Source organism: Nesterenkonia pannonica (genome assembly GCF_019575955.1).
In the GTDB taxonomy this organism is placed as follows: domain Bacteria; phylum Actinomycetota; class Actinomycetes; order Actinomycetales; family Micrococcaceae; genus Nesterenkonia; species Nesterenkonia pannonica.
The window spans coordinates 746232-766661 of sequence record NZ_CP080575.1 but is presented as its reverse complement, the minus strand read 5'-3'; the positions used below and the strand labels follow the sequence as shown (position 1 = coordinate 766661).

Genomic DNA, 20430 nt, shown 5'->3' with positions numbered 1-20430 from the left:
GATCGGCACGCTCAAAGGAGAGCACCATGACAAGCAACCACCGGACGCTGCGCACCGCAGCATTCGTCAGCATCGCCTCCCTCGCCCTCACGGGCTGCTCCGACGCCGTCGCAGATGACGAGGAGGAGATGCCTGCCGAAACCTCAGAGGCAGCCGTCGGATACTTCCCGCTGGCCCACACAGCTACGGCCGTGCACGGGTCGAGAACGGGCTCTTCGACGCGCACAACCTCGACGTCGAGCTCGTCGAGACCGAAGGCGGAGCCGAAGCGATCGCGGCTCTGGTCTCAGGCCAGTACGACATCACCTACTCGAACTACACCTCGGCGGTCCTCGCGAACGCTCAGGGCCTGCCGCTCGTCATCGTCGCCGCCAACGACGTCGGAGCCGATGACCACGGAGTGTTCGTCTCCCCGACTCGGACATCGAATCCCTCGACGACCTCGCAGGAACGACCGCGACGGTCAACAACCTGCAGAACATCGGGACGATCGCCTACTACTCACACATGGAGGCCGCAGGAGAGTCGCCGGAGGACATCAATCTCGTCGAGATGCCCAACCCCGATATGCGCAGCGCCCTGGACAGCGGCAGCGTCGACGCGATCTGGCAGGTGGAGCCCTTCCAGACCATGGCAGCCAACGAGGGCTACAAGCGCATCGACAACCTGTTCTCCGGGGAGATGGAGGGAGCGCCCGTCGCCGGATGGGTCACCACAGAGGAGTTCGCCGAAGAGAACCCCGAGATACTCCGCGCCTTCCAGGCAGCGATGAGCGAGTCCACCCAGGAGCTCAACGACGACGGCGACATCACCCGCGACCTGGTGCCCACCTTCACCATGCTCGAGGAGGACCTCATCGAAGACATGGAGCTGCCGCAGTACCAGTCGGATCTGGACCTCGAATGGCTTCAGCGCATGGTTGAGCTCATGGAGGGCTACGGCATGCTCGATGAGAGCTTCAGCATCGAGGACATGGTGTTCGAGGCCGAGTGACCATGACCATTGCTCCTCACCCCTCCCCGTCGGCCGATCGCACCTCACCGAAGGCCTCGGCCGACACGCTCACGGTGCTCAGCCGGAGAACCCTGACGTCCGACATCGTCGAACTGACGCTGGGCAGGCCCGAAGGGGGCCGACTGCCCGACTGGACGCCCGGATCCCACATCGACCTGATCCTGCCCAGCGGCAGTGTGAGGCAGTACTCACTGTGCGGCGACCGGATGGATCCCCTCTCATACCGGATCGCCGTGCTGCGCACCCCGACGGCCGAGGCGGCTCCGCCGAGGCCCACACCCTGACTCCGGGGACGGCCGTGCGATTCGGCGGACCGAGGAACAACTTCCGCCTGGGCCCCGCCTCCAGCTACCGCTTCATTGCAGGGGGAATAGGCATCACACCTCTGCTGCCCATGATTCGGCAGGCCGCGGAGCTCGAAGCAGATTGGCGCCTGCTCTACCTGGGACGCCGCAGCTCCGCACTGGCCTACCTGCCGGAGCTCGCCCCTCACGGGGACCGGGTCCAGGTCCACTGCTCGCACGATGCCGGACGGCAGGACATCGCCGCATGGCTGGGCGAGATGCCCGATGACTGCCTCGTCTACGCGTGCGGCCCCAACCCCCTGCTCGACGACGCGGAGGCCCTCCGTGACCGGTTCTCAGGCCCACGCATCCGCACCGAGCGGTTCACGGGACGGGCACAGTCCCAGAGCATCGACTCCTCCCCTACGACATCACCCTGGCGCAGAGCGGCCGGGTGATTCGCGCCGAAGCGGACCAGACGATCGGCGAAGCGCTGCGCGCCGGCGGCACGGAGGTCGTCATGTCCTGCGGCCAGGGAGTATGCGGCACCTGCGAGCTCTCCGTGCTCCGCGGGGAGCCGGACCACCGCGACAGCATCCTGGATGAGCAGGAGCGCGACGAGGGCGCCTGCGTCTACCCCTGCGTCTCCCGGTCGCTGTCCAAGACCCTCGTCCTCGACCTGTGAAGGAGCTCCCATGAGCCTCGCCGCCGAACAGCACACCCGCCCAGCCCCGGTCTCGGAGCTGGACCCGTTCATTCCTGAGAACCTCAGGGCCCCGGTGCGATGCACCATCAGCTGCGCGAGCTCGGGCCCGTGGTGCACCTCTCCGCCTACAACGTCTACGCCATGGCTCGGTACGAGGAAGTCAGGAGGCCCTCGAGAACTGGCAGGAGTTCTCCAGCGGAGTAAGCGTCGGCCTGTCGAACTTCCGCTACGAGAAGCCGTGGCGCCCGCCCAGCGTCCTGCTCGAAACCGACCCGCCCCGGCACGATGCGCCGCGAGCGGTCCTCTCCAAAGTCCTGGGGCCCCGTCAGCTGCGCCGGTTCAGGGAGTCCTGGTCGCAGACGGCCGAGTCCCTCGTCTCCGAGATCATCGACCGCAGAGCGCCCTCCGGCGGAGTCCTCTCCCTGGAGGCCGTCGAAGACCTCGCCGAGGCGTACCCCTGCGCGTCTTCCCACGAGCAGTGGGGCTCGACGGCAGCGGCCTCGAGCACCTCCTCCCCTACGGCGACCATGCCTTCAACGCCTTCGGACCGGACAATGAGCTCGTCGCCCAGCGCGCAGAGCAGCTTCCCCAGCTGATCGGGTGGGTGAACGAGCAGTGCCGCCGCGAACGGCTGAGCGACAAGGGCTTCGGCGCGGACATCTGGCAGGCCGCTGACCGCCTGGACATCACAGAGGAGCAGGCCCCCTGATCGTCAGATCCCTGCTGACCGCAGGAGTGGACACCACCGTGTACGGCATCGCAGCGGTGCTCTACCACCTGGCGACGAACCCGGAGGAGTACCAGAGGCTGCGCCGCGAACCGCAGCTGGCGCGAGCGGCCGTCGAGGAGGCATTCCGACTGGAGTCGCCGGTGCAGACCTTCTTCCGCACCGCTCTGAGCGATGTCCGGGTCGGCGACGTCGTCATCCCCGACGGGCACAAGATCCTGATGTTCCTCGGCTCCGCGAACCGGGACCCCCGGCGATGGGAGGACCCGGACCGATTCGACCTGTCACGCGACCCCTCCGGACACGTCGCCTTCGGCAGCGGACTGCACCAGTGCGTCGGACAGCACGTCGCGCGGTTGGAGGCCGTCTGCCTCCTCCAGGCCATCCTGCCCCGGGTCGAGAGCCTCCGCCTCCCCGAAGAGCCCACCCGCCACCTGAACAACACGCTCCAGGGGTGGGAGCGGCTCCCGCTGGAGATGACGCTCGCATGAGAGGAGCCGACCCAGCCGACGCACTGTGGTGGGAGTTCAAGCCCTCCTTCACCCAGTACATCGAGGCGCTCCCCGACGGAGCCGTGACCCACACGGGAGCCCGCCGACGCGACGAGGAGTCCGGCCTCGACCTGTTCTGCTTCGAGGGCCGCCCGCCGCTGGGGCCGCAGGACGAGCGGTTCTCCGGCACGCTGCGATTTACGGGCCATCAGCAGATGCTCGACGTATGCCTGTCAGACCCCGCATCGAGGGTGAGGGCACGCAGAGGATGCTCTTCGTCGGGGACGGCGGCGATGACGGCTGGGAGCTGCCTCTGGCGCATATGAGGCCGCAGGACGGGCCGAGCGGAGGCCCGGGCTGGTGGGAGGCCATCCTCACTGAGGAGGGCACCGACCTCTTCATGGGCAGGTACCTGCCCGGCGATTCAGTGGGCCGTGTGCTTCGGGCCCGCTCGTCTATGCGACCTCGGGAGCATGCTCCTGCAGCACGCTCTTGAGGCCGTCGCCATGCGTCTCAAGCTTCTTCGGGCCGATCCCGGGGAGCTTCAGCAGCGCCTCATCGGAAGCCTCCGGCCGGTGCTCAGCGATGATCTCCAGCTCCGCGTCCGCGAAGATCATGAACGCCGGGCGGCCCGCCTCCTGAGCGGCCTGCCGCCTCCACTCCCGCAGCGCCTCGAACAGCTCGGGATCGTACCTGGGCGGACAGTCCTCGCAGCGCTGGCGGCGCACCTGGGTCGCGACGGTGAGCACGGTTCCGCATGTCGCACAGACGGCCGTCTTCTTCCGCGACGCCGCATTCGGGCTCCGCCGTCCTGACCCGGGCGCGATCTTCCGCACAGTCGGCTCCAGTCCCAGCTCCGCGCGGAGCGGCTCGAGGAAGCGCGAGGGCTTGCGCCGACCCCTGCCGCCCGCATGACGCGCCGCGGATGAGCTCAGCGACAGATGCTTCCGCGCCCGTGTGATGCCCACATAGAGAAGGCGCCGCTCCTCGTCCACCTCAGCCTGCGTCTGGGCGAAGCTGATCGGCATCAGGCCCTCGCACAGGCCTGCGAGGAACACAGCGTCCCACTCCAGGCCCTTGGCCGAATGCAGCGAGGCCAGCGTGACCCCCTCCACCGTGGGCGCATGCTGAGCCGCGGATCGCTCCTCCAGCTCAGCGAGCAGATGCCGCATCGTGAATCCCTCGCGCTCAGCCGAGAGGTCATCCGCCAGCGAGACCAGTGCGGCCAGAGACTCCCACCGCTCACGCACCGCACCGGCGGAGGTCGGTGCCTTCTCGGCCCAGCCCAGCGAGGACAGCACCGCCCGCACCGCCTGGGGCACCGTCTCGTCGGAGTCCACCATCGAGGTGGTGCGCAGGGCCGCCAGCGCCTCCTGACCTCCCGGCGCGAGAAGAACCTCTCGGAGCCGCGCAGCTGGTACGAGATCCCGGCGGTGGCCAAAGCCTGCTCGAAGGTCTGCGACTGCCCATTGGTCCGGTACAGCACCGCAACCTCGCTCAGCGGCGTCCCCTCCTCGGAGAGGCGGGCTATCTCCGAGGCGATCCAGGCGGCCTCCGCATCATCGTCGGGGTGCTGGGTGATGCTGGGGTCCGGGCCCGCGTCGCGCTGAGAGATCAGCTGCAGCGGGTCGGGCCACTCGGGCGGGTCCTCTGCCTGCTCGCCCGTCGACCGCTTCCAGTCGGTGCGGCGCTGAAGCCTGGGCTGCTCGGCGCTGCGCTCGGCCAGAAGAGTGTTGGCCAGCTTCACCACCTGGGGCGTGGACCGATAGTCCCGCACCAGCTTCACCACCTCAGCCTGCTGGTAGCGCGCGGAACTCCAGGAGGTACCGCGGGCTGGCCCCGGTGAAGGAGTAGATGGTCTGAGCCGCATCGCCCACCACGCAGATCTCCTCGCGGCCGCCGAGCCACAGGTCCAGGAGCCGCTGCTGCAGAGGGAGACGTCCTGGAACTCGTCCACCACAAAGTGTCTGTACTGCTGCCGGACCTGGGCGGCGACACGCTCGTCCTCAGTGAGCATCCCGGCGGTCAGAAGCAGCACATCCTCGAAGTCGATGACGTGCTGGTCGTCCTTCAGCTCCTCATAGGCGGCATAGAGGCGGGCGAAGCTCGCATGGTCAAGCCCTGTAAGCTGATCCCGGCCCGCTGCCGCCGCCGCGTAGTCCTCGGGGGTGATGGTCGAGACCTTCGCCCACTCGACCTCCGAGGCGAAGTCCCGCAGGGAGGCCCTGTCCGTGGTGAGCCGCAGGCGTTTGGCCGCCTCGGCGATCAGCCGGACCTTGTGGTCCAGCAGCTGCGGCATCTGGCCTCCCACCGAAATGGGCCAGAAGTACTGGAGCTGCCGCAGGGCGGCTGCATGGAAGGTGCGCGCCTGAACCCCGGGCGCGCCCAGACCGTGAGCCGTGACCTCATCTCTGCGGCAGCGCGAGGCGGTGAACGTCACGGCCAGCACGCGGTGCGGATCGTAGACGCCCGCACGGACCCCATAGGCGATGCGGTGCGTGATCGCCCGCGTCTTGCCCGTCCCCGCCCCGGCAAGGATGCACAGGGGCCCCGTAAGAGTGGATGCGGCCGCGCGCTGCTCGTCGTCGAGTCCGTGCAGGACTGCTTCGGCTGATTGCATGGCCTCTACCGTATCCGCCGCAGCTGACGAGCTGCCGGGTCGATCCACAGGCCCGCCCCTCTCCACTGCACGCCCCCTCCCCGGCGTTTCAGCCGAGCACGGGCCCTCCGCGCTCCTAGGCTTGCATCCGTGCGATGGACATCGATGGAACTGGCGGCGCTGGCGACGCGCGCTGTGCCGGGGCTCGCCCCCACCGGGGTGGCCTCCGCGGCTGACGACGCCCGTGACTTCGCCTCCGCCGTCGTCACCGATGCCGCCGAGAACCGGTGGCGGGTCCGTGCGCCTCAGCATGCCCAAGCAGCTATGCGTCTGGAGACCGAAGTCCAGGTCCTGCGCGGCTTCTCCACCTCGATCCGCGCGGAGCTTCCCTTCCGCGTGCCGAGCGTGGCAGGAGCGGCGAGGTCGATGAGATGCGCGTCTTCGTCTACAACCATCTGCCGGGCAGCGCTGAGACCCTGGACGAGCTCGTGGAGTCGCCCGAGGCTCTGGTCGACGACGTCGGGCGCACGCTGGCAGCGGTGCACTGCCTCACCGAGGCCGTCGTGGACCATGCTGAGCTGCCCCGATACTCCTCGGAGCAGCTCAGGCAGCGCCGCCTCAACGAGCTGGACAACGCTGCCGCCACCGGCGAGTGCAAGCCGAGCTGCTGCGCCGGTGGGAGCACGCCATGGAGGACAAGGAGCTCTGGGACTTCGCGCCCACCGTCGTCCACGGCGATCTGCACGAGGACAACCTCCTCGTCGAGGGCGAACGCGTGGTCGCGGTGACCGGATGGACCGACCTGCACCTCGGGGATCCGGCGCTGGATCTCGCATGGCTGGTCTCCTCCCCCAGCAGAGCTTCGTCGACGCCGTGCTCGCCGCCTATCGCACGCATCGGACCGAATCCGGCGTAAGCGCGGATGAGTATGTGATGCGACGCGCGGCCCTCTCCGCCGAGTTCTCCCTGGCCCAGTGGCTCGTGCGCGGCCGAGCCGAGCAGAACGATGACATGGTCGCTGAGGCCAAGGCCCTGCTGGAGAAGCTCGCAGCGGACATCGACACCTACGGAGGCCGCGAGATCTCCGCCACTCCTCTGGAGGGCGAGGACGAAGGCCCCGCAGGCCGCATGGACTCCCAGCCGGTGGCTCGCGCGCGCTCCGCCGCCACGGTGGCAGGCTTCGGGAGCCGGAGGACGACGGCGAGTAAGCCGTCATCACAGACTCCGACGCATACGGCCTCTCTGCCGACTCGGCCGAGGAGCACGAGGACTACGACGAATACGCCGATGATGCTCAGCCCACCGACAAGGTGGCACCTCTTCGGCCCCGGCACGGACGAACCTTCGATGAGGATCCCCCACTGAGGAGATCCCCGCCTACGTGGACGATTCGGAGTTCGACACCGGTGAGGCGCCGGTCATCAGGAACTCCGCGAACGGCGAGCCGCTCCCCATTCAGCCTGACGCGGTGAGCGAGAAGCGCGCCAAGCAGAAGAAGTTCTTCCCCACCTCCGCAGCATCGGCAGGCTCTGCCCGATCGGCGGAGTCCGCGCGCTCCACCGGCTCCGCACAGTCGGCCGGGTCGGCCCAGTCGGCTGCCTCTGCCCGATCGGCGGAGTCCGCGCGCTCCACCGGCTCCGCACAGTCGGCCGGGTCGGCCCAGTCGGCTGCCTCTGCGCGCTCGGTAAGCTCTGCGGCGGACGCCGGGAGCACCGCCGACGAGACGCCCGCGGCACCTGCCGATGCGGGCACGGACGAAACCGCCGACGATCAGCCTCAGGACGCGATGTCGCGTTCAAACCCCTCTGGCATCTATGATCGTCACCCGGGCCTGCGCCCGCCCGGCGCCTAAAGCTTCTAGGATCAGCCGGAAATTTCTGCGCGCATTGTGCGTTGAAGCAGTTCGTGTCGATGGCGACACCCCTTTTCGATGAACGCCGTACCGAAGGGTCGAGGCCAGACATGCCCAAGACGAACAAGCCCGATTACAGCAACGTGGAGCCCGAGACCTCACCGATCGGGCCCATGACCAGCCCGCTGTCGATCCTGACCGGGTCCATCCCAGCGGTCACCGGGGCGATGCGCACCGTCTCCGGGCGCACGGGCCCGCAGTACTCCACCAAGCAGATCGTCGTCGCCGTGATCGCGCTGGCCATGGGCGGATTCGCGATCGGTGTGACCGAGTTCGCCATCATGGGGCTCCAGCGCGATGCCCGCGCGGACCTCGCAATCAACGAGTTCGAAGGCGGACTGCTCATCTCCTTCTACGCCTTCGGCGTGGTGCTGGGCTCCCCGGTGCTGGCGCTGATGGGCGCGCGCCGGGAGCGGAAGTCCTACGGGATGTTCCTCCTCGGGTTCTTCGCCGTCGCCCACCTGCTGAGCTTCATCGCCCCGAACTACGAGATGATGCTGGTCTCCCGCTTCCTCTCGGGGATGCCCCACGGCGCGTACTTCGCCACCGCCGCCCTCATCGCCGCGCATATGGCCGGTCCAACCCGGCGTGCCCGGGCGATCGCCGCCGTTCTGTCCGGACTGACGATTGCGAACATGGCGGGCGTGCCCCTGGTGGTCTGGCTGGGCCAGCTGTGGGGCTGGCGGACGATGTTCCTGGTGGCGGCGCTGATCGCGATCGGGACGATGGTGGCCGTCGGCTTCGCCGCGCCCCGGCAGTAAGCCGCACCCGGCGCCTCCGTCGCCTCTGAGCTCAAGGGCCTGAAGAATCAGCGCCTCTGGGTGGGCGTCTTCCTGGCTGTGTTCGGCTTCCTGGGGATGTTCGCGGTGTACTCCTTCATCGCAGACATCGCCGTGGACCTTGCCGGGTTCAGCGACTCGAGCCTGCCCTTCGTCACGTTCATCTTCGGCACCGGCATGGTCATCGGCACCTTCGTCGGCGGCTGGCTGACGGACAAGTCGGTCCTCTACACCGTGCTCGGCATGGCCATCGCAGTCTCCATCTCCATGACCCTCTTCGGCCTGCTCGCCAGCGTCGGCTGGGTCATGATCCTGCTGCTGCTCTTCCTCGGCGCAGCATCGGTAAACCTGGGGCCCGCAATGCAGACTCACCTGATCGACACCGCACCCAGGGCGCCGCAGCTGGCGGCGACCTTCCAGCACTCGGCGTTCAACGCCTCCAACGGTCTGGGCGCCCTGATGGGCGGACTGGTGATCGACATGGGACTCGGGCTGCGCGCCCCTGCCTTCGCCGGTGCGCTCTTCGCGGTGCTGGGCGTTGTCGTTACGCTGTATGCAATCCACCTGACGAAGCGAGAAGGACTGAAAGTCTGAGCAATCCCCAGGGGCCTGAGGGCTCACAGAAGCCTTCAGGCGCGCGGTCCGGCGCCTCCATCGACGCCCGCAGCGGGCCGGTTCCGCTTGTCACCGGTTCGGTGCTTTAGCGATCACAGGACAGGAGCCCGCCGCGCCGGGCAGTCAGACGCCCTATTCGCGCAGGCAGGTGATGGTCGCGATCCTCGCTCTGGCCCTCGGAGGGTTCTCCATCAGGGTCACCGAGTTCGCGATCATGGGCCTTCAGCGCGAAGCTGTGGAGGACCTGGGGATCTCGATCTCGCAGGGCGGCATGCTCGTCACCTTCTACGCGCTGGGGGTGGTGCTGGGCTCACCGGTGCTCGCCCTGCTGGGCGCCAAGCGTGAGCGCCGGTCGTTCCTGCTGATGCTTCTGGTGCTGTTCATCGCCGCTCACATCATCAGCTTCTTCACCGCCAGCTTCGAGCTGATGCTCGTCGCGCGCTTCCTCTCGGGGCTGCCGCACGGCGCGTACTTCGCTGTGGCCGCCCTGATGGCCGCGCAGATGGCGGGTCCCGCGCAGCGAGCGAAGGCCATCGCGACGGTGCTCTCGGGCCTGGCGGTCTGCAACGTCATTGGTGTGCCCGCGGTGACGTGGCTGGGCCAGAACACTCATTGGCGTGCCATGTTCCTGGTCACGGCGGCCCTGGCTGTGGTGACCATGGTGGCCATCGTGCTCTTCGCACCCAAGCAGCAGCCCCTGCGGGCGCCTCCCTTTCGGGAGAGCTGCGCGGGCTGGCGAACGCGCGCCTGTGGGTGGGCATCGCGATGGGCGTCATCGGCTTCTCCGGCATGTTCGCCATCTATGCCTACATCTCTCACATCGCGGTGGATGTGACGGGCCTGGCGGAATCGGCGCTGCCCATTGTGGTGCTCCTGTTCGGAGTGGGCGGGCTGCTGGGAAACTTTGTGGGCGGCTGGATGTCGGACAAGTCTGTGCTGTGGACCGCGCTGGTCGCGATGGCCCTGGTGGCGGTCTTCATGACGGCGTTCGGCCTCTTCGCTCATATTCCGTGGCTGATGATCACTCTGCTGGTGCTGGTGGGGATCTCTGCGTCGAGCTTGGGCCCGACCCTGCAGACCCACCTGATCGATGTGGCGCCGAAGGCTCGCAGCTCGCTGCGACGTTCCACCATTCGGCGTTCAATGCGGCGAACGCGATGGGCGCCTTCGTCGGAGGAATGGTGATCGATCTGCAGATCGGCGACGAGCCGCTGCGTTCGCCTGCCTATGCGGGTGCGATCGCCGCGGCGGCGGGCGTCGTCATCGCCTTCATTGCGATCCGGATGGCCCGCCGAGGGGCCACCCGGTCTGAGCCGGTGTGGCCTCTAGTCTCTGAGCTGCTGCTGCATCTGGGTCATGAGGACGAACAGTTGGGGCAGGAGCCGTTCGAGGCGCTCCTGGGCGGGGACGTCGCCGGGTTCGCCTGCGACGCAGATCAGGTCGAAGTAGACCCGGCCCTGGTGGTCGGGCAGGGCGCGTCCTCGCGCTCGGATGGTCATGTCGTCGAACTGCTGCTTGACTGTGACGCTCTCGAGCTGGTCGGGGTCCGCGGTGATGGGCTCGGTGGGGTAGCCGACGAGGTGGATGCGCTGGGGCACCACGCTGGCGGTGTTGCGTACGACGTATTCGGCGTCTTCGACGGTCACGGTGATGTCGTTGAACGGGCCCACCTGGTGGCTCAGGCTCTTCGCCTCGAGGGCGGAGGTGTACCGGTCGATCCAGGATGCGCTGATGGTGATGGCAGACATGCCCTGCACCCTAGCGGATCTGGGCTCAGCCGAATGCTGAGCGCGCCTCGAGGATGAGTGCTTCGAGCTCGTCCTCGGTCTGAAGGGCCTCGGGGGTCAGCGTCTGCCCGTGGTCCAGGTACACGAACTGGGTGCGTATCTGCTCGACGGGTACCCCGTAGAGTAGGCTGAAGGCGAGCCGGTACACGGCCAGCTGCAGCTGCTTCTCGTGGAGGGTCCGTCCGGTGGGCACCCTGCCTGTCTTCCAGTCGACGAGGTCCCATGTGCATTGGGCCATGGCCGCGTTGCGGTCGGCTTAGGGCAGCCGCTCCCAGCGGTCGTAGTCGGCAGTGCCGAGCTGCCGCCCCTCTGGGTCTGTGCCGAAGACCGCGTCGAGGCGTCCGCGCAGGGTCACTCCGGCGACGGAGACTTCTACAGGGATCTCCATGGCGTAGACCTGCTTAGCGCGCCCATTCGGTGGCCCGGAAGCTCTCCCGGACGGTGTCGAGATCAAAGAGGCGCTCGAGATCCTTATCGGCTGAGACAGCGTCGTCGATCTCGGGGAAGGGCGCTGTGGCGTCGAACTGCTGCTCCACCCAGGCGTGGACGACCGTGCCGCGCCTGGCTGCTCGCGAGGGCCGCCGGGGCACGGGGCGCCGCACCTGCTCCGCCACCTCGGCGGGGTCTTGGGCCAGGGCGATGAGCCGTGAGGCGCTGAGGTGCTTGGGCAGGTCAGGCCGCCGGGCGCTGCGACGTGCGAGCTCGGCCCGTCTGATCACGTGGTGGACCCGCTCCGCCCAGGGGTTCTCGGCAGGCACGTCCGCGCTGCCGACGGCTGTCTGCGCGTCGCGCACCAGCTGCGCGGCCGCCTCCAGGGCGGGCCGTCGGGTCTTGGGGACAGGGGCGTCATCCTCCAGGTCCACGTACTCGTCGATGGAGGTGGGGTCCTCCGGGTCGGCCTGACGGTGCTCGACACGGCGAATGGTCACCTCGGTGAGCGGGTCGTAGGGCCATTCGGCGACGGCCAGCTGCCCGGCGTCTGGGTTCTCCGGCTGATCGTCGGGGTCGTACTCGTACCAGCTGAGCTCGGCGAAGCCCTCTCCCCGGCCGCTTGAGCAGCCTTCCGAATCTCGGCGAGGAACTCGGAGGGCTCCTTGCCCCCTGCCGAGCCGTAGAAGCTGGCGCCGGTGCACAGCAGCAGCCGTCGGGCTCGAGTGAAGGCGACGTAGGCCAGGCGGCGCTGCTCCTCCCGTGCGAAGGAGACGCATTCCTCCTTGAAGATGCCTCCTTCGTACTTTGTGGAGCTGGCCACCCCTGCGGAGCAGGCCCAGAACTGGGCGGTCTCCTGGTCGGAGTCCCACTGCGGGATCGATTCCCGGTCTCCTCGAAGGGGCCAGGGCAGATTCGCCTCACTGTTGAGCCAGTTCTGGGCCTTGCCCTTGGGCTGGGAACTTCTCCTCGCGGAGTAAGCCACGGCCACCACGTCCCATTCGAGGCCTTTGGAGGCGTGGACTGTCAGCAGCTGGACCGCACCGGGCATCGGATCTTTGGGAGCCTGCTCCAGGCCTTTCTCCTGGGCAGCGGCGGCGTCGAGCCACTCGAGGAAGCCGCGGAGATCTGTGGGATCGGCGCCGGAGCTGTAGGACTGTGCCTGCTCGATGAACGCGTCGATCTGGCGAGTCGCATGGTGCTGGGCCTCCCAGGGGCGGGAGGCAACCTCCACGTCGAGGCCGATGTGCGCCACGAGACGCTGGATGAGGACGCCGAGTTCGAGGCCGACGAGTCCGCGGAGGGCGCGGAAGTCGTCCTGCGCCTGCAGGAGGCGCTGTGCGCCGGTATCGCTGAAGCGGTGCTGCTCCGTCAGACGCACTGGGTCTCGCGGGAGGGAGTCAAGGGCTTCGACGAGGCTGGAGAGCTCCTCGATCTCCAGGTCGGAGGTCGGGAGCCGCTCGGCGTCGTGGGCCTCGTCCGTCTCGGGGCGGGGCTGGCGCCGCCGATGGCTCTGCAGGCCGGATGCGTACTGTCCGAGGGTGCGGAGGTCCTGGGCCCGATCCGCCAGCGGGCGTAAGCAGGATGCGGATCATGGCGTCGGACCGGCTCGGATCTGCAAGGACCCGCAGATGCGCGAGCGTCTCGGCGACTTCGGGAACGTAGAGCAGGCCGCGCAGCCCGAGGAGCTCGTACTCCAGGCCCGCCCGGCGCAGATGCTCGGCGATGTCGGCAAGCTGGCTGTGGGTGGGCGCCAGCACCGCACACGAGGGCGGTTTCTGTCCCTGACTCCGAGCAGACTCGATCTCGTGGGTGAGGTGAGCGGCGATGGTCTGAGCCTCGTCGGCGTCCGAGGTGAAGAAGCCGTACCGGACCTCGCCGTTCGGGACGCTGCTCTGAGGAGGATCTTAAGCCGCGTCGGGGTGCGCAGGGGTTTGAGCTTCTGCCGCAGGTGGGCTGTGGATCGATGCCATCGCTGCTGCGGGCTGCGCGCATCCTGTGCGAAGCGCTCCACAGCGGTGTTGGCGATGCGCAGGATGGCGCGGCCGTTGCGCCAGGCAACGGTGAGCTGCCGCAGCTGGGCGGGGGCACGTGCGCCTGTGCCGGGATGGACCGTGGGGAATCTGTGAGCGAAGTCGAAGAGCTGCCCGGCCGAGGCGCCCCGGAAGCCGTAGATGGACTGGTTGGGGTCCCCGACCGCGGTGACCGCAGTGCCCGCGCCTTCGCCGTAGAGCTTCGCGAAGAGCTCCAGCTGCGCGTAGGAGGTGTCCTGGAACTCGTCGAGCAGGACCAGCTTGTACTTGCTGCGTTCGGCTGCCGCGGCCGCAGGCACGTTCTGGGCGATGCTGACTGCGTGACGGAGCAGGTCGCCGAAGTCCATGAGCCCTTCGGCCTCTTTGGCCTGGTGGTATCGGCGCACCAGTTCGGGCAGCTCTCGGCGGGTGCGCAGCAGGTCGAGGAGGCGCTGCTCTCCGTTGGTGAGAGCCTTGCCCTTCTGCTCGGCGAGCCGCTCGCCTCGAGCAATCTCCTCGTCGAGGTGCTGGGTGACCTGCTCGGGGGCGACGAGATGCTCAGCGCAGTCGCCGGCGAGTGTGAGGACCTGCTTCGGCAGTGAGGAGGCAGCTGTTCCCGCATCGACGAAGGCCTGCCCCGCTCGTAGCGGCGGATGAGGGGTGACGAGCTGCCATGCTGCGGCCTGGCCGATGAGTGCCGTCTCCGGCTCCAGCCCGATGTGCATGCCGTGCTCGGCGACGAGCGACTGTGCGTAGGAGTGATAGGTGGAGATGACGGGTGCGACGAGCCCTTCCGGATCGAGCACCACGTCTTCGCCCAGGGTGTTTTCGGGCAGGAGCGCGTCGCGGTCGACCATGCCGACGCTGACGAGCTGGCTGAGCTTGTGGACCACACGTTCCCGCAGCTCGTAAGCGGCCTTGCGGGTGAAGGTGACGCCGAGGACCTGGTCGGGGCGGACCATGCCGTTTGCCACCAGGTAGACCACCCGGTCCGCCATGGTTGCGGTCTTGCCGGATCCGGCGCCTGCGATCACCAGTGTGGGCTCAAGGGGCGCCTCGATGACGTCCTTCTGCTCGGGCGTGGGCGGGTTCGCTCCGAGCCGCTCAGCAATCTCAGCGGATGTGTATCGCGGTAAGGGGGCTGGGCGCTCACGGCTGGGTCACCTGCTTGTTCTCATCGGCGAGGGGCTGAGCGGACTGACGGCCTGGCCGGGCCCGCTCCAGCCTCCCCTGGAGTGCGGCGGGAGACGAAGCGGGCGCCCGTCATCACTTCTGCGGCGGAGCGCAGCATGCGGTGCGGCCACGCCTCGGGGTTGTCGAGGGCGCGGCATCCTGCTCTCGGGTCGTCGGGTTCCTGTTCACGCCGACGTACAGCAGGGCGGCCTTCTCCAGCGGAGCGCGGAGACCCTCGGGAAGCTCTGCATGGGCAAGCAGCAGCTGATAGGTGCCCAGCTGGCCGTGGCGGGCGGTCGCCTGGGCGGTGGCCGCACTGCGGCCGGTCTTGAGTCGATGACCCACAGTCCGCCCTCAGGGGTTCTTTCCACGCGGTCGATCATGCCGCTGATGATGACGTCCCGCTCGCCGTGGGACAGCGTGAGGGTGGTGGCTGCAGCCGCTTTGAGCTCGACGTGGGCCAGCTCGCGCGCAGCGCGTGACTCCCGGTGATACTGGGCGAGCTGCCGGAGCATGTCCTGGGCGCGCGCCCATTCGGCCTCTGCCTGCCACCCCGGGTCGAGCGCCAGCTGGCTCCATCGAGAGGCGAGCGCGGCGCTGAGCTCCTCGGGGTCGGTCTCCTCCGGGTGGTTCTCGGCGACTTCGTGGATGAGGGTGCCCAGCATGCGGCTGAAGTCGGTGGGCTCGGTGCCGCCCGCCTCGGCCGTGAACCATCCGAGCGGATCGGCGACCGCGCCGCCTACGCTGGAGGGTGAGACCCGGACCTCCTCATCCGGGTCGAGCAGCGGCCCATCGTGGCTCAGCGGATGGAGGCCCCACCACTGCAGCGGGTCTGCTCCGCTGATGCGGTGTTCGGCGAGCGCTGCCAGCGCTTCGGCGGCGGCACGATCCTCGGGGTCCGCCTCGAGGCGGCGTCTGAGCTGGGCGACCAGCCGTGGGCCTGTGACGGGATCCGGAGCAAGTGCGGTGACGGGCGGACGCTGGTGGGCGGGCGTGATCAGGTCGAGGAACATGCTGGGTTGCTCCTCCTCCGCCTCCACCGCAACGGAGAAGATGCGGGCGCGCGCCCGGGACGCCGCGGCGGCGAAGAGACGGTATTCGTCCTGCAGCGTGCGGATGCGGCGCACCAGCGGGCTGCTGTCCTCCGGCGAGGCTCCATGCTCCACCACCTCGACCAGGTCCGTGCTGCTGAGCATCTGCCCGCGCGGCTTGAGATTGGGCCAGACGCCTTCCTGGAGGCCGGTGAGAATCACCGTGTCGAACTCCCGGCCCGCCGCGGTCGCGGGGTGAGGAGGTGAACAGCATCGTCGGGGCGGCACCCTCGGCCAGGGTGTCCATCGGCAGCTCGAGACGGTTCATGTGATCGGCGAAGCTCGCAGCCGACGCTCTGGGATTCTGGTCGGCGAAGCGCTCCGCAGCATGGAACAAAGCGAGCACGGCGTCGAGATCCTGATCGGCTCGCTCAGCCTCCCATCCGGTTCCCCGCGTGGTCTCCGCCCAGCGGTCGGAGACGGCTGCGGCCTCCCACGCGGCCCACAGAACCTCCTCGGGGCCGACGCCGTGCGGATTCGTCTCGACGACCTCTCGGGCCGCGCGGATCATCCGCGCGACGCGGCTGATCCCGTAGGCCATGCCGGGAAGCTCTCTGCCACGTCGCGCAGCACCTCCGCATCCGGATCGTTGCTTAAGCTTCGACGAGCAGCGCATCCGAGTCCCGTGCCGAGGCCCCGGCTTCCTGGACGCGGCGGCGCTCCGCCTGGCGCAGGAGCTGCCGCAGTCGGCGCTGCTTGAACGGGTCCGTGTCGCCGTACCGACTGCCGAGCAGGTCGATGAGGCTCTCGAGCTCCACGCGGAAGCTCGGCACGTCGCTCTCCTGGGCGAAGGGCAGGGTGTCGGCGGTGACGAGCTCGAGGATGCTGAGCAGGGGCGCCACCGCGGGCTCCTGCTTGAGGACGAGTTCGCTCATGGGCTGGATCACCGGGATGCTGTGCGCACGCAGGACCTGCCCAAGATGGTGAGCAGCTGCGCCGCTTCGCGCAATGACCGCGATCTGGTCGAACAGGACCCCCGCATCATCGGAGCGGGTGAGGATCTCCGCAACAAGGGCCTGTTCGGCCACGTGGCCGCTTGCGGCGGTCACCGCTGACGCCGGGACATCGACTCGCTCGTCAGCGGCAGCGAGGCGGGGGCGGCGGAGGCTTGCCGGCCCGACAGCTCCGATCCGCTGCACAGTTCGGGCATAGATGTCCGCCAGTCCCGGGCTGAGGCGGTAGCCGGTGCTCAGTGTGAGCACGGAGGCTTCCCTGCCCGGAAGCCCTGCGGCAGCGTCGGGCTGCATGGCTCCCGGCTGACCGGCGGCGGTCCATTCGCGGAGCCTGTCGGGGCGAGCGCCGCGGAAGCCCTGGACGGCGGCGTCGGGGTTGGCGAAGGCGACGACGGGTACGTAAGCACCGATGAGGCGCAGAAGTCGGAAGGTGCTGGCCCCTGCCTCCTGCAGATCATCGATGATGATGAGCTGGAGCCGCTCGCGCTCAGCGGCCAGCAGCTCAGGACTGTCCTGAAGCAGCCGAACTGCCGCATTGATGAGTCCGGCGGGGTCGAAGGCGTCGGCGTAGGCAGGGCTGCTGAGGACCTTTCCGTATCGGCGGCAGACTTCAGCCCCTGCTTCCCACTCCGGCTTCCCATGCTGCAGTCCGAGGCGCGTGAGGAGCTCCGGGGAGATGCCGTGCTCCGAGGTGCGATCGATCAGCTCACGGATCTCTTTGCGGAAGCCCTCGGTGGTGGCCGCGTCGGCGAGCGATCCCTTCCAATGCTCGGCCTCAGCCGTACGCATGTCGGTGAGGATCTCCCGTATGATCCGGTCCTGCTCAGCGCCCGAGAGCAGCCGGGGCTCCTGGCGGCGAAGTTCAGGATGCGACGGCGCCGCGCCTCGCCGAGCAGCCAGAAGGCGTAGGAGGCGAAGGAGCGGGAGGGCTGGTCGCTCAGCGCTGCGTCCGGGGTCTCGGCAGCCCATCGATCTTCGATGCGCTCCCGCATGCGCGCCGCGGAGGCTCGGGTCGGAGAGAGCAGCACCGTCCGACGGGCATCGTGGCCCTGGGCCAGGAAGCGCACGCAGAGCTCCTCGGCCAAGGTGCTCTTCCCGGTCCCGGGGCCGCCCCACACCAGCACTGGGCCATGCTCAGCGCCGGACAGCTGAAGGACCTCCACCTGATCAGCGTCCGCCGTCCTGCTCTCGCTCAGCTCAGCCACGCGGCTCCCATCGACGCTTCCCATGGCACACCACAGTAGACGCCCCTACGGACATCTCCTCCGACGCACAGAGCTGCAGGGGCCGAACCGGTCGCATCGGCTCCGTCCCTCCGCATGCTCAGGGCCCCGCCGAGCATCAGAGATGGTGCGTGATGAGGAACTCAGCGGCGTCGTCCAGCTCCCTGCGATAGCGGGGCTCCAGCCGCCCACGAATCATGTTCAGCGCCGCCCGGTTCCTCGGATGCCGCAGGCCGATCACTGCGCCGCCCAATGCCGCAGTCGACGTGGAATCGCCCCGAACTGAGACCAGTAGGCGCAGAGTGGGGATGACCGCTTCGCTAAGCATAGACCGACGGCACTCCCACCGCGCTGTAGAGCGTCGCATCGGCTGCGTCTCCTTCGCCGAACACCGTGCTCACATCTGCCTGCGGGCTTCTGGCCGGGTCCAGGGTCTTCTCCACGGCGTACCAGCGCGCCGCGAAGCCGAGCAGCTCCGCTCCAGGGCATCGAGCTCCTCCACCATCACCTGCATCAGGGGCGAGTCCATCTCACGCACCTCGTCGACGATCCTCGCCGCATGCAGCAGCAGCTCAGGCTCGGCAGGCGCTGAGACGCGCCCGTTGAGCAGATCGTTGATCAGCAGAGTGGTGACTGCCGCAGCGGCCCATCCCCTGGGGTGCCCGTGGGTGGTCTGCGCCTGCAGCACCGCAAGGCTCATCAGGGTCGGCCGGGTGTAGGGCAGCAGCCCCAGCCAGGGCGCACGGGTGACAGCGCCGGAGCCGAGGCTGCTGTTGTCAGCGCCCTCGTCGCCGGTGATCTTGTCCATCGCCGCCTCGTAGTAAGCGAGCGCCGCCATCTCCGTCGCTCCCGTGCCGCGGTCATTGTCCGGGTCATGGGCGAACTCGAGGTAGGCATCCGCGAAGGCCCGCCGCACTGTGTTCTGCATTCCGGCGTCGGTCGAGAGCCCCTCCAGCGTGAAGCCGCGACGGCGCAGCGTCCTGATGGCATCGAGCGTGCAGAGTCCCATCTGCGTCTCATCGGTGATCCTCAGCTCCTGGGAACCGGCGGAGCAGCCGGCGACCGACGGCTCATCGGCCGTGACGGAAGGAGCTTCCCTGCCCCATGCGTCTCCCAGCGCGAAGAGCAGCACGCAGCTGCGGATCCGGCTGTTCCGGCGAGCCACGAGCTCCGCCTCCACCGCCTCAGCCTTCTTCGCCGCCTCGGCCATAGCCTGGGGTCCGCCGAGGCAGGGAGCGGCGCGCGGGACTTCTCGAAGGTGCGGCGCACCCAGGCAAGGTCGGTGCGTCCGGCGGCGAACTCTGCCCAGGCGTTGGGGTTCTCCTCCCGCACCCATTCGGCGGCATCGAGGGCCTGCAGGATGGTGACCTCGGGGTTGCGGAGAGGCTCCCCGTACCCGCGGGGGCCGAGTGCGGCCTCTATATCGCGGGCCACCCCGTCATCGGCGGCCTCCAGCCGCGCCTCCAGCTCGGCGCCCTGGACGCCTGCGGCCTCAGCGGCAGCCTCTGCGTCGTTCCAGATGCGTTCCCGGAACGCCAGCAGGTGGGTGATCTTCTCCGCTGATGCGCGATGCTCATTCTCCTGAGCGCGGGCCGCTGCCACCAGCTCGGGGACGCCGCGCAGGCGTCCGGGGACGTCAGCGCTCACTCATGCCTCCTCAGTGTCGAGGACCTGGGAGCGGAACCAGGACCACTGGTCGGCCGTGATGAAGAACTGGTGGCCTGTCCCGTGGTCGAGAACGACCATGACGTTGGCCAGCGACTGGACCACCCCTGCCCCCGGCACTTCTGCGACGGTCTCGACCTGCTCCCGCAGCTCTGCGGGGACCGCCTCGTCCGAGGTGTACACGGGGAGGATGGGCCCGCCGTCCAGACCCTTCATCAGCAGCGGCGAGAACCCGTCGTCATCGGCCGCGCTCACGCTGGGAATGAATACGTCCACCTGGAGGAAGGAGGTGAAGATGGCGCTGATGTCGTCATCGAGGTACTGCTTGCTGTTGGCATCGGCATTGGCGGCGGAGGCCACCAGGACGCTCCTGAGGTCGGAGAGGTCATGGTCAGTCTCGGGGTCTGATCCGTCATGCTCCCAAACCTACCGTGGGGCGGCGGGCACACGGCCCACCGCCCCACGGTGAATGGTTCAGCTCAGCGCTCACTCGGCTGCGTCGTCGTAGGCTGCCTCACTGATCTGCTGACGGATGGCTGCCATCTGCTCCTGGCTCAGCGGGAACTGGTGGTCTGCGCCCGGGTCGATGACCACGCCGGCGTTGTCCACCGACTGCAGGATGGCCACTCCGGTCACCACTGCAGTGTGCGGGGCGCGCTCGGCGTACTCCGCCGGGATGGCGTCCTCGGAGCTGAAGAGCGGCATCACCGCGTTCTCCTCAGTGTCCTGGAGCATCAGCGGGTTGATCGTGCCGTCCTCAGACGCCTGCTCCACCGTGGGCAGGTAGACCTGCGACTGCAGGAAGGCGTTGACGACGTCGACCAGCTCCTCCGTCTTGGTCTCACCGTCTGCTGCGGTCAGCAGGGCCTGTTTCAGATCTGGCTGGGGAGCTGCAGTTTCCTGGGACATCTCAATTACCTCATAACGGTTCGGTTCAGCGCGCTCAGTCTTCTTCTGCACGTCTCGGTGC

30 protein-coding genes and 1 pseudogene are annotated in these 20430 nt (G+C 68.4%); 16 read left to right on the top strand and 15 right to left on the bottom strand.

From position 1 onward, the window contains the following. Nucleotides 1–423 precede the first annotated feature (423 nt). The 8 genes from K0H76_RS05850 (at nt 424) to K0H76_RS05815 (ending at nt 3548) form a co-directional block, all read left to right on the top strand. Nucleotides 424–993 (top strand): ABC transporter substrate-binding protein, encoded by a 570-nt coding sequence (locus K0H76_RS05850; protein ID WP_258935345.1) that lies wholly within the window; start codon nt 424–426, stop codon nt 991–993. Nucleotides 994–995: 2 nt separating this feature from the next. Then, nucleotides 996–1298, top strand: coding sequence for a hypothetical protein (locus K0H76_RS05845; protein WP_258934793.1), 303 nt, complete (start codon nt 996–998; stop codon nt 1296–1298). Between the two features lie 14 nt (nt 1299–1312). Further along, the gene (locus K0H76_RS05840; RefSeq protein ID WP_258934792.1) at nt 1313–1756 is read left to right on the top strand and encodes a hypothetical protein; all 444 of its coding nucleotides are present in this window, start codon (nt 1313–1315) and stop codon (nt 1754–1756) included. Further along, the gene (locus K0H76_RS05835; RefSeq protein WP_258934791.1) at nt 1753–1983 is read left to right on the top strand and encodes a 2Fe-2S iron-sulfur cluster binding domain-containing protein; all 231 of its coding nucleotides are present in this window, start codon (nt 1753–1755) and stop codon (nt 1981–1983) included. Before K0H76_RS05840 ends, K0H76_RS05835 begins: the two co-directional genes overlap by 4 nt. A gap of 99 nt (nt 1984–2082) precedes the next feature. Next, entirely contained in the window at nt 2083–2208 is a 126-nt protein-coding gene (locus tag K0H76_RS05830; protein WP_258934790.1) for a hypothetical protein, read from the top strand. A 274-nt stretch (nt 2209–2482) separates the two neighbouring features. Beyond that, nucleotides 2483–2713, top strand: coding sequence for a hypothetical protein (locus tag K0H76_RS05825; RefSeq protein ID WP_258934789.1), 231 nt, complete (start codon nt 2483–2485; stop codon nt 2711–2713). Between the two features lie 26 nt (nt 2714–2739). Next, nucleotides 2740–3222, top strand: coding sequence for a cytochrome P450 (locus K0H76_RS05820; protein ID WP_258934788.1), 483 nt, complete (start codon nt 2740–2742; stop codon nt 3220–3222). After that, entirely contained in the window at nt 3219–3548 is a 330-nt protein-coding gene (locus K0H76_RS05815) for an HtaA domain-containing protein (RefSeq protein WP_258934787.1), read from the top strand. The genes K0H76_RS05820 and K0H76_RS05815 overlap by 4 nt, the downstream gene beginning before the upstream one ends. 129 nt (nt 3549–3677) lie before the next feature. On the opposite strand, the pseudogene K0H76_RS05810 reads toward K0H76_RS05815, so the two are convergent. Beyond that, nucleotides 3678–5842: pseudogene (locus K0H76_RS05810) on the bottom strand (ATP-dependent DNA helicase UvrD2). Between the two features lie 410 nt (nt 5843–6252). Between K0H76_RS05810 and K0H76_RS05805 the strand changes: the two are divergent. The 7 genes from K0H76_RS05805 to K0H76_RS05775 all read left to right on the top strand — a co-directional run bounded on the left by K0H76_RS05805 (nt 6253) and on the right by K0H76_RS05775 (nt 10312). Then, nucleotides 6253–6609 carry a hypothetical protein gene (locus K0H76_RS05805; RefSeq protein ID WP_258934786.1) on the top strand — a complete coding sequence of 119 codons (357 nt, stop codon included), beginning with the start codon at nt 6253–6255 and terminating at the stop codon, nt 6607–6609. Nucleotides 6610–6655: 46 nt separating this feature from the next. After that, nucleotides 6656–7186, top strand: a complete 531-nt coding sequence (locus tag K0H76_RS05800; protein ID WP_258934785.1) for a hypothetical protein — start codon at nt 6656–6658, stop codon at nt 7184–7186. 16 nt (nt 7187–7202) lie between these two features. Then, a complete protein-coding gene (locus tag K0H76_RS05795; RefSeq protein ID WP_258934784.1) occupies nt 7203–7673 on the top strand; it encodes a hypothetical protein in 471 nt (156 codons plus the stop codon). A gap of 59 nt (nt 7674–7732) precedes the next feature. After that, nucleotides 7733–8494 carry an MFS transporter gene (locus K0H76_RS05790; protein WP_258934783.1) on the top strand — a complete coding sequence of 254 codons (762 nt, stop codon included), beginning with the start codon at nt 7733–7735 and terminating at the stop codon, nt 8492–8494. A gap of 60 nt (nt 8495–8554) precedes the next feature. Then, a complete protein-coding gene (locus K0H76_RS05785) occupies nt 8555–9106 on the top strand; it encodes an MFS transporter (protein WP_258934782.1) in 552 nt (183 codons plus the stop codon). A 172-nt stretch (nt 9107–9278) separates the two neighbouring features. Then, nucleotides 9279–9962, top strand: coding sequence for an MFS transporter (locus tag K0H76_RS05780; protein WP_258934781.1), 684 nt, complete (start codon nt 9279–9281; stop codon nt 9960–9962). Next, nucleotides 9893–10312 (top strand): MFS transporter, encoded by a 420-nt coding sequence (locus K0H76_RS05775; RefSeq protein WP_258934780.1) that lies wholly within the window; start codon nt 9893–9895, stop codon nt 10310–10312. The genes K0H76_RS05780 and K0H76_RS05775 overlap by 70 nt, the downstream gene beginning before the upstream one ends. A gap of 140 nt (nt 10313–10452) precedes the next feature. On the opposite strand, the gene K0H76_RS05770 is transcribed toward K0H76_RS05775, so the two are convergent. Genes K0H76_RS05770 through K0H76_RS05750 form a run of 5 tightly spaced genes read right to left on the bottom strand, consistent with a single transcriptional unit; the run spans nt 10453 to nt 12598 of the window. After that, a complete protein-coding gene (locus tag K0H76_RS05770; RefSeq protein ID WP_258934779.1) occupies nt 10453–10875 on the bottom strand; it encodes a hypothetical protein in 423 nt (140 codons plus the stop codon). A gap of 25 nt (nt 10876–10900) precedes the next feature. Then, nucleotides 10901–11152, bottom strand: a complete 252-nt coding sequence (locus K0H76_RS05765; protein ID WP_258934778.1) for a PD-(D/E)XK nuclease family protein — start codon at nt 11150–11152, stop codon at nt 10901–10903. 18 nt (nt 11153–11170) lie between these two features. Further along, nucleotides 11171–11302 (bottom strand): hypothetical protein, encoded by a 132-nt coding sequence (locus K0H76_RS05760; protein WP_258934777.1) that lies wholly within the window; start codon nt 11300–11302, stop codon nt 11171–11173. A gap of 13 nt (nt 11303–11315) precedes the next feature. Further along, complete coding sequence (locus K0H76_RS05755; RefSeq protein WP_258934776.1) at nt 11316–11843, bottom strand: hypothetical protein; 528 nt, start codon at nt 11841–11843, stop codon at nt 11316–11318. After that, nucleotides 11840–12598 (bottom strand): hypothetical protein, encoded by a 759-nt coding sequence (locus tag K0H76_RS05750; protein WP_258934775.1) that lies wholly within the window; start codon nt 12596–12598, stop codon nt 11840–11842. Before K0H76_RS05750 ends, K0H76_RS05755 begins: the two co-directional genes overlap by 4 nt. Between K0H76_RS05750 and K0H76_RS05745 the strand changes: the two genes are divergently transcribed. After that, nucleotides 12590–12922, top strand: a complete 333-nt coding sequence (locus tag K0H76_RS05745) for a hypothetical protein (RefSeq protein ID WP_258934774.1) — start codon at nt 12590–12592, stop codon at nt 12920–12922. The genes K0H76_RS05750 and K0H76_RS05745 overlap by 9 nt on opposite strands. A gap of 12 nt (nt 12923–12934) precedes the next feature. On the opposite strand, the gene K0H76_RS05740 is transcribed toward K0H76_RS05745, so the two are convergent. The 9 genes from K0H76_RS05740 to K0H76_RS05700 all read right to left on the bottom strand — a co-directional run bounded on the left by K0H76_RS05740 (nt 12935) and on the right by K0H76_RS05700 (nt 20369). Then, nucleotides 12935–14389, bottom strand: a complete 1455-nt coding sequence (locus tag K0H76_RS05740; protein ID WP_258934773.1) for an ATP-dependent helicase — start codon at nt 14387–14389, stop codon at nt 12935–12937. 324 nt (nt 14390–14713) lie between these two features. Then, nucleotides 14714–15781, bottom strand: a complete 1068-nt coding sequence (locus K0H76_RS05735; RefSeq protein WP_258934772.1) for a PD-(D/E)XK nuclease family protein — start codon at nt 15779–15781, stop codon at nt 14714–14716. Nucleotides 15782–16212: 431 nt separating this feature from the next. Next, entirely contained in the window at nt 16213–17361 is a 1149-nt protein-coding gene (locus K0H76_RS05730) for a UvrD-helicase domain-containing protein (protein WP_258934771.1), read from the bottom strand. Then, nucleotides 17274–17777, bottom strand: a complete 504-nt coding sequence (locus K0H76_RS05725) for an AAA family ATPase (RefSeq protein ID WP_258934770.1) — start codon at nt 17775–17777, stop codon at nt 17274–17276. The genes K0H76_RS05730 and K0H76_RS05725 overlap by 88 nt, the downstream gene beginning before the upstream one ends. A 136-nt stretch (nt 17778–17913) precedes the next feature. After that, nucleotides 17914–18123: a hypothetical protein gene (locus K0H76_RS05720; RefSeq protein ID WP_258934769.1), complete on the bottom strand. Its 210-nt coding sequence runs from the start codon at nt 18121–18123 to the stop codon at nt 17914–17916. 69 nt (nt 18124–18192) lie between these two features. Then, a complete protein-coding gene (locus K0H76_RS05715) occupies nt 18193–18804 on the bottom strand; it encodes an ADP-ribosylglycohydrolase family protein (protein ID WP_258934768.1) in 612 nt (203 codons plus the stop codon). A 20-nt stretch (nt 18805–18824) separates the two neighbouring features. Continuing rightward, the gene (locus K0H76_RS05710) at nt 18825–19442 is read right to left on the bottom strand and encodes a hypothetical protein (protein ID WP_258934767.1); all 618 of its coding nucleotides are present in this window, start codon (nt 19440–19442) and stop codon (nt 18825–18827) included. Next, nucleotides 19443–19820 (bottom strand): SseB family protein, encoded by a 378-nt coding sequence (locus K0H76_RS05705; protein WP_258934766.1) that lies wholly within the window; start codon nt 19818–19820, stop codon nt 19443–19445. A gap of 126 nt (nt 19821–19946) precedes the next feature. Further along, nucleotides 19947–20369, bottom strand: coding sequence for an SseB family protein (locus tag K0H76_RS05700; RefSeq protein ID WP_258934765.1), 423 nt, complete (start codon nt 20367–20369; stop codon nt 19947–19949). Between the last annotated feature and the right edge of the window lie 61 nt (nt 20370–20430).

Coding starts and splice junctions, on each gene's coding strand:
- K0H76_RS05845 (WP_258934793.1), top strand. CDS start 996: ATGACCATTGCTCCTCACCCCTCCCCGTCGGCCGATCGCACCTCACCG.
- K0H76_RS05830 (WP_258934790.1), top strand. CDS start 2,083: ATGCACCATCAGCTGCGCGAGCTCGGGCCCGTGGTGCACCTCTCCGCC.
- K0H76_RS05815 (WP_258934787.1), top strand. CDS start 3,219: ATGAGAGGAGCCGACCCAGCCGACGCACTGTGGTGGGAGTTCAAGCCC.
- K0H76_RS05805 (WP_258934786.1), top strand. CDS start 6,253: ATGCGCGTCTTCGTCTACAACCATCTGCCGGGCAGCGCTGAGACCCTG.
- K0H76_RS05800 (WP_258934785.1), top strand. CDS start 6,656: ATGGCTGGTCTCCTCCCCCAGCAGAGCTTCGTCGACGCCGTGCTCGCC.
- K0H76_RS05790 (WP_258934783.1), top strand. CDS start 7,733: ATGGCGACACCCCTTTTCGATGAACGCCGTACCGAAGGGTCGAGGCCA.
- K0H76_RS05780 (WP_258934781.1), top strand. CDS start 9,279: ATGGTCGCGATCCTCGCTCTGGCCCTCGGAGGGTTCTCCATCAGGGTC.
- K0H76_RS05775 (WP_258934780.1), top strand. CDS start 9,893: ATGGGCGTCATCGGCTTCTCCGGCATGTTCGCCATCTATGCCTACATC.
- K0H76_RS05770 (WP_258934779.1), bottom strand. CDS start 10,875: ATGTCTGCCATCACCATCAGCGCATCCTGGATCGACCGGTACACCTCC.
- K0H76_RS05765 (WP_258934778.1), bottom strand. CDS start 11,152: ATGGCCCAATGCACATGGGACCTCGTCGACTGGAAGACAGGCAGGGTG.
- K0H76_RS05760 (WP_258934777.1), bottom strand. CDS start 11,302: ATGGAGATCCCTGTAGAAGTCTCCGTCGCCGGAGTGACCCTGCGCGGA.
- K0H76_RS05730 (WP_258934771.1), bottom strand. CDS start 17,361: ATGCGTACGGCTGAGGCCGAGCATTGGAAGGGATCGCTCGCCGACGCG.
- K0H76_RS05720 (WP_258934769.1), bottom strand. CDS start 18,123: ATGCTTAGCGAAGCGGTCATCCCCACTCTGCGCCTACTGGTCTCAGTT.
- K0H76_RS05715 (WP_258934768.1), bottom strand. CDS start 18,804: ATGGGACTCTGCACGCTCGATGCCATCAGGACGCTGCGCCGTCGCGGC.
- K0H76_RS05700 (WP_258934765.1), bottom strand. CDS start 20,369: ATGTCCCAGGAAACTGCAGCTCCCCAGCCAGATCTGAAACAGGCCCTG.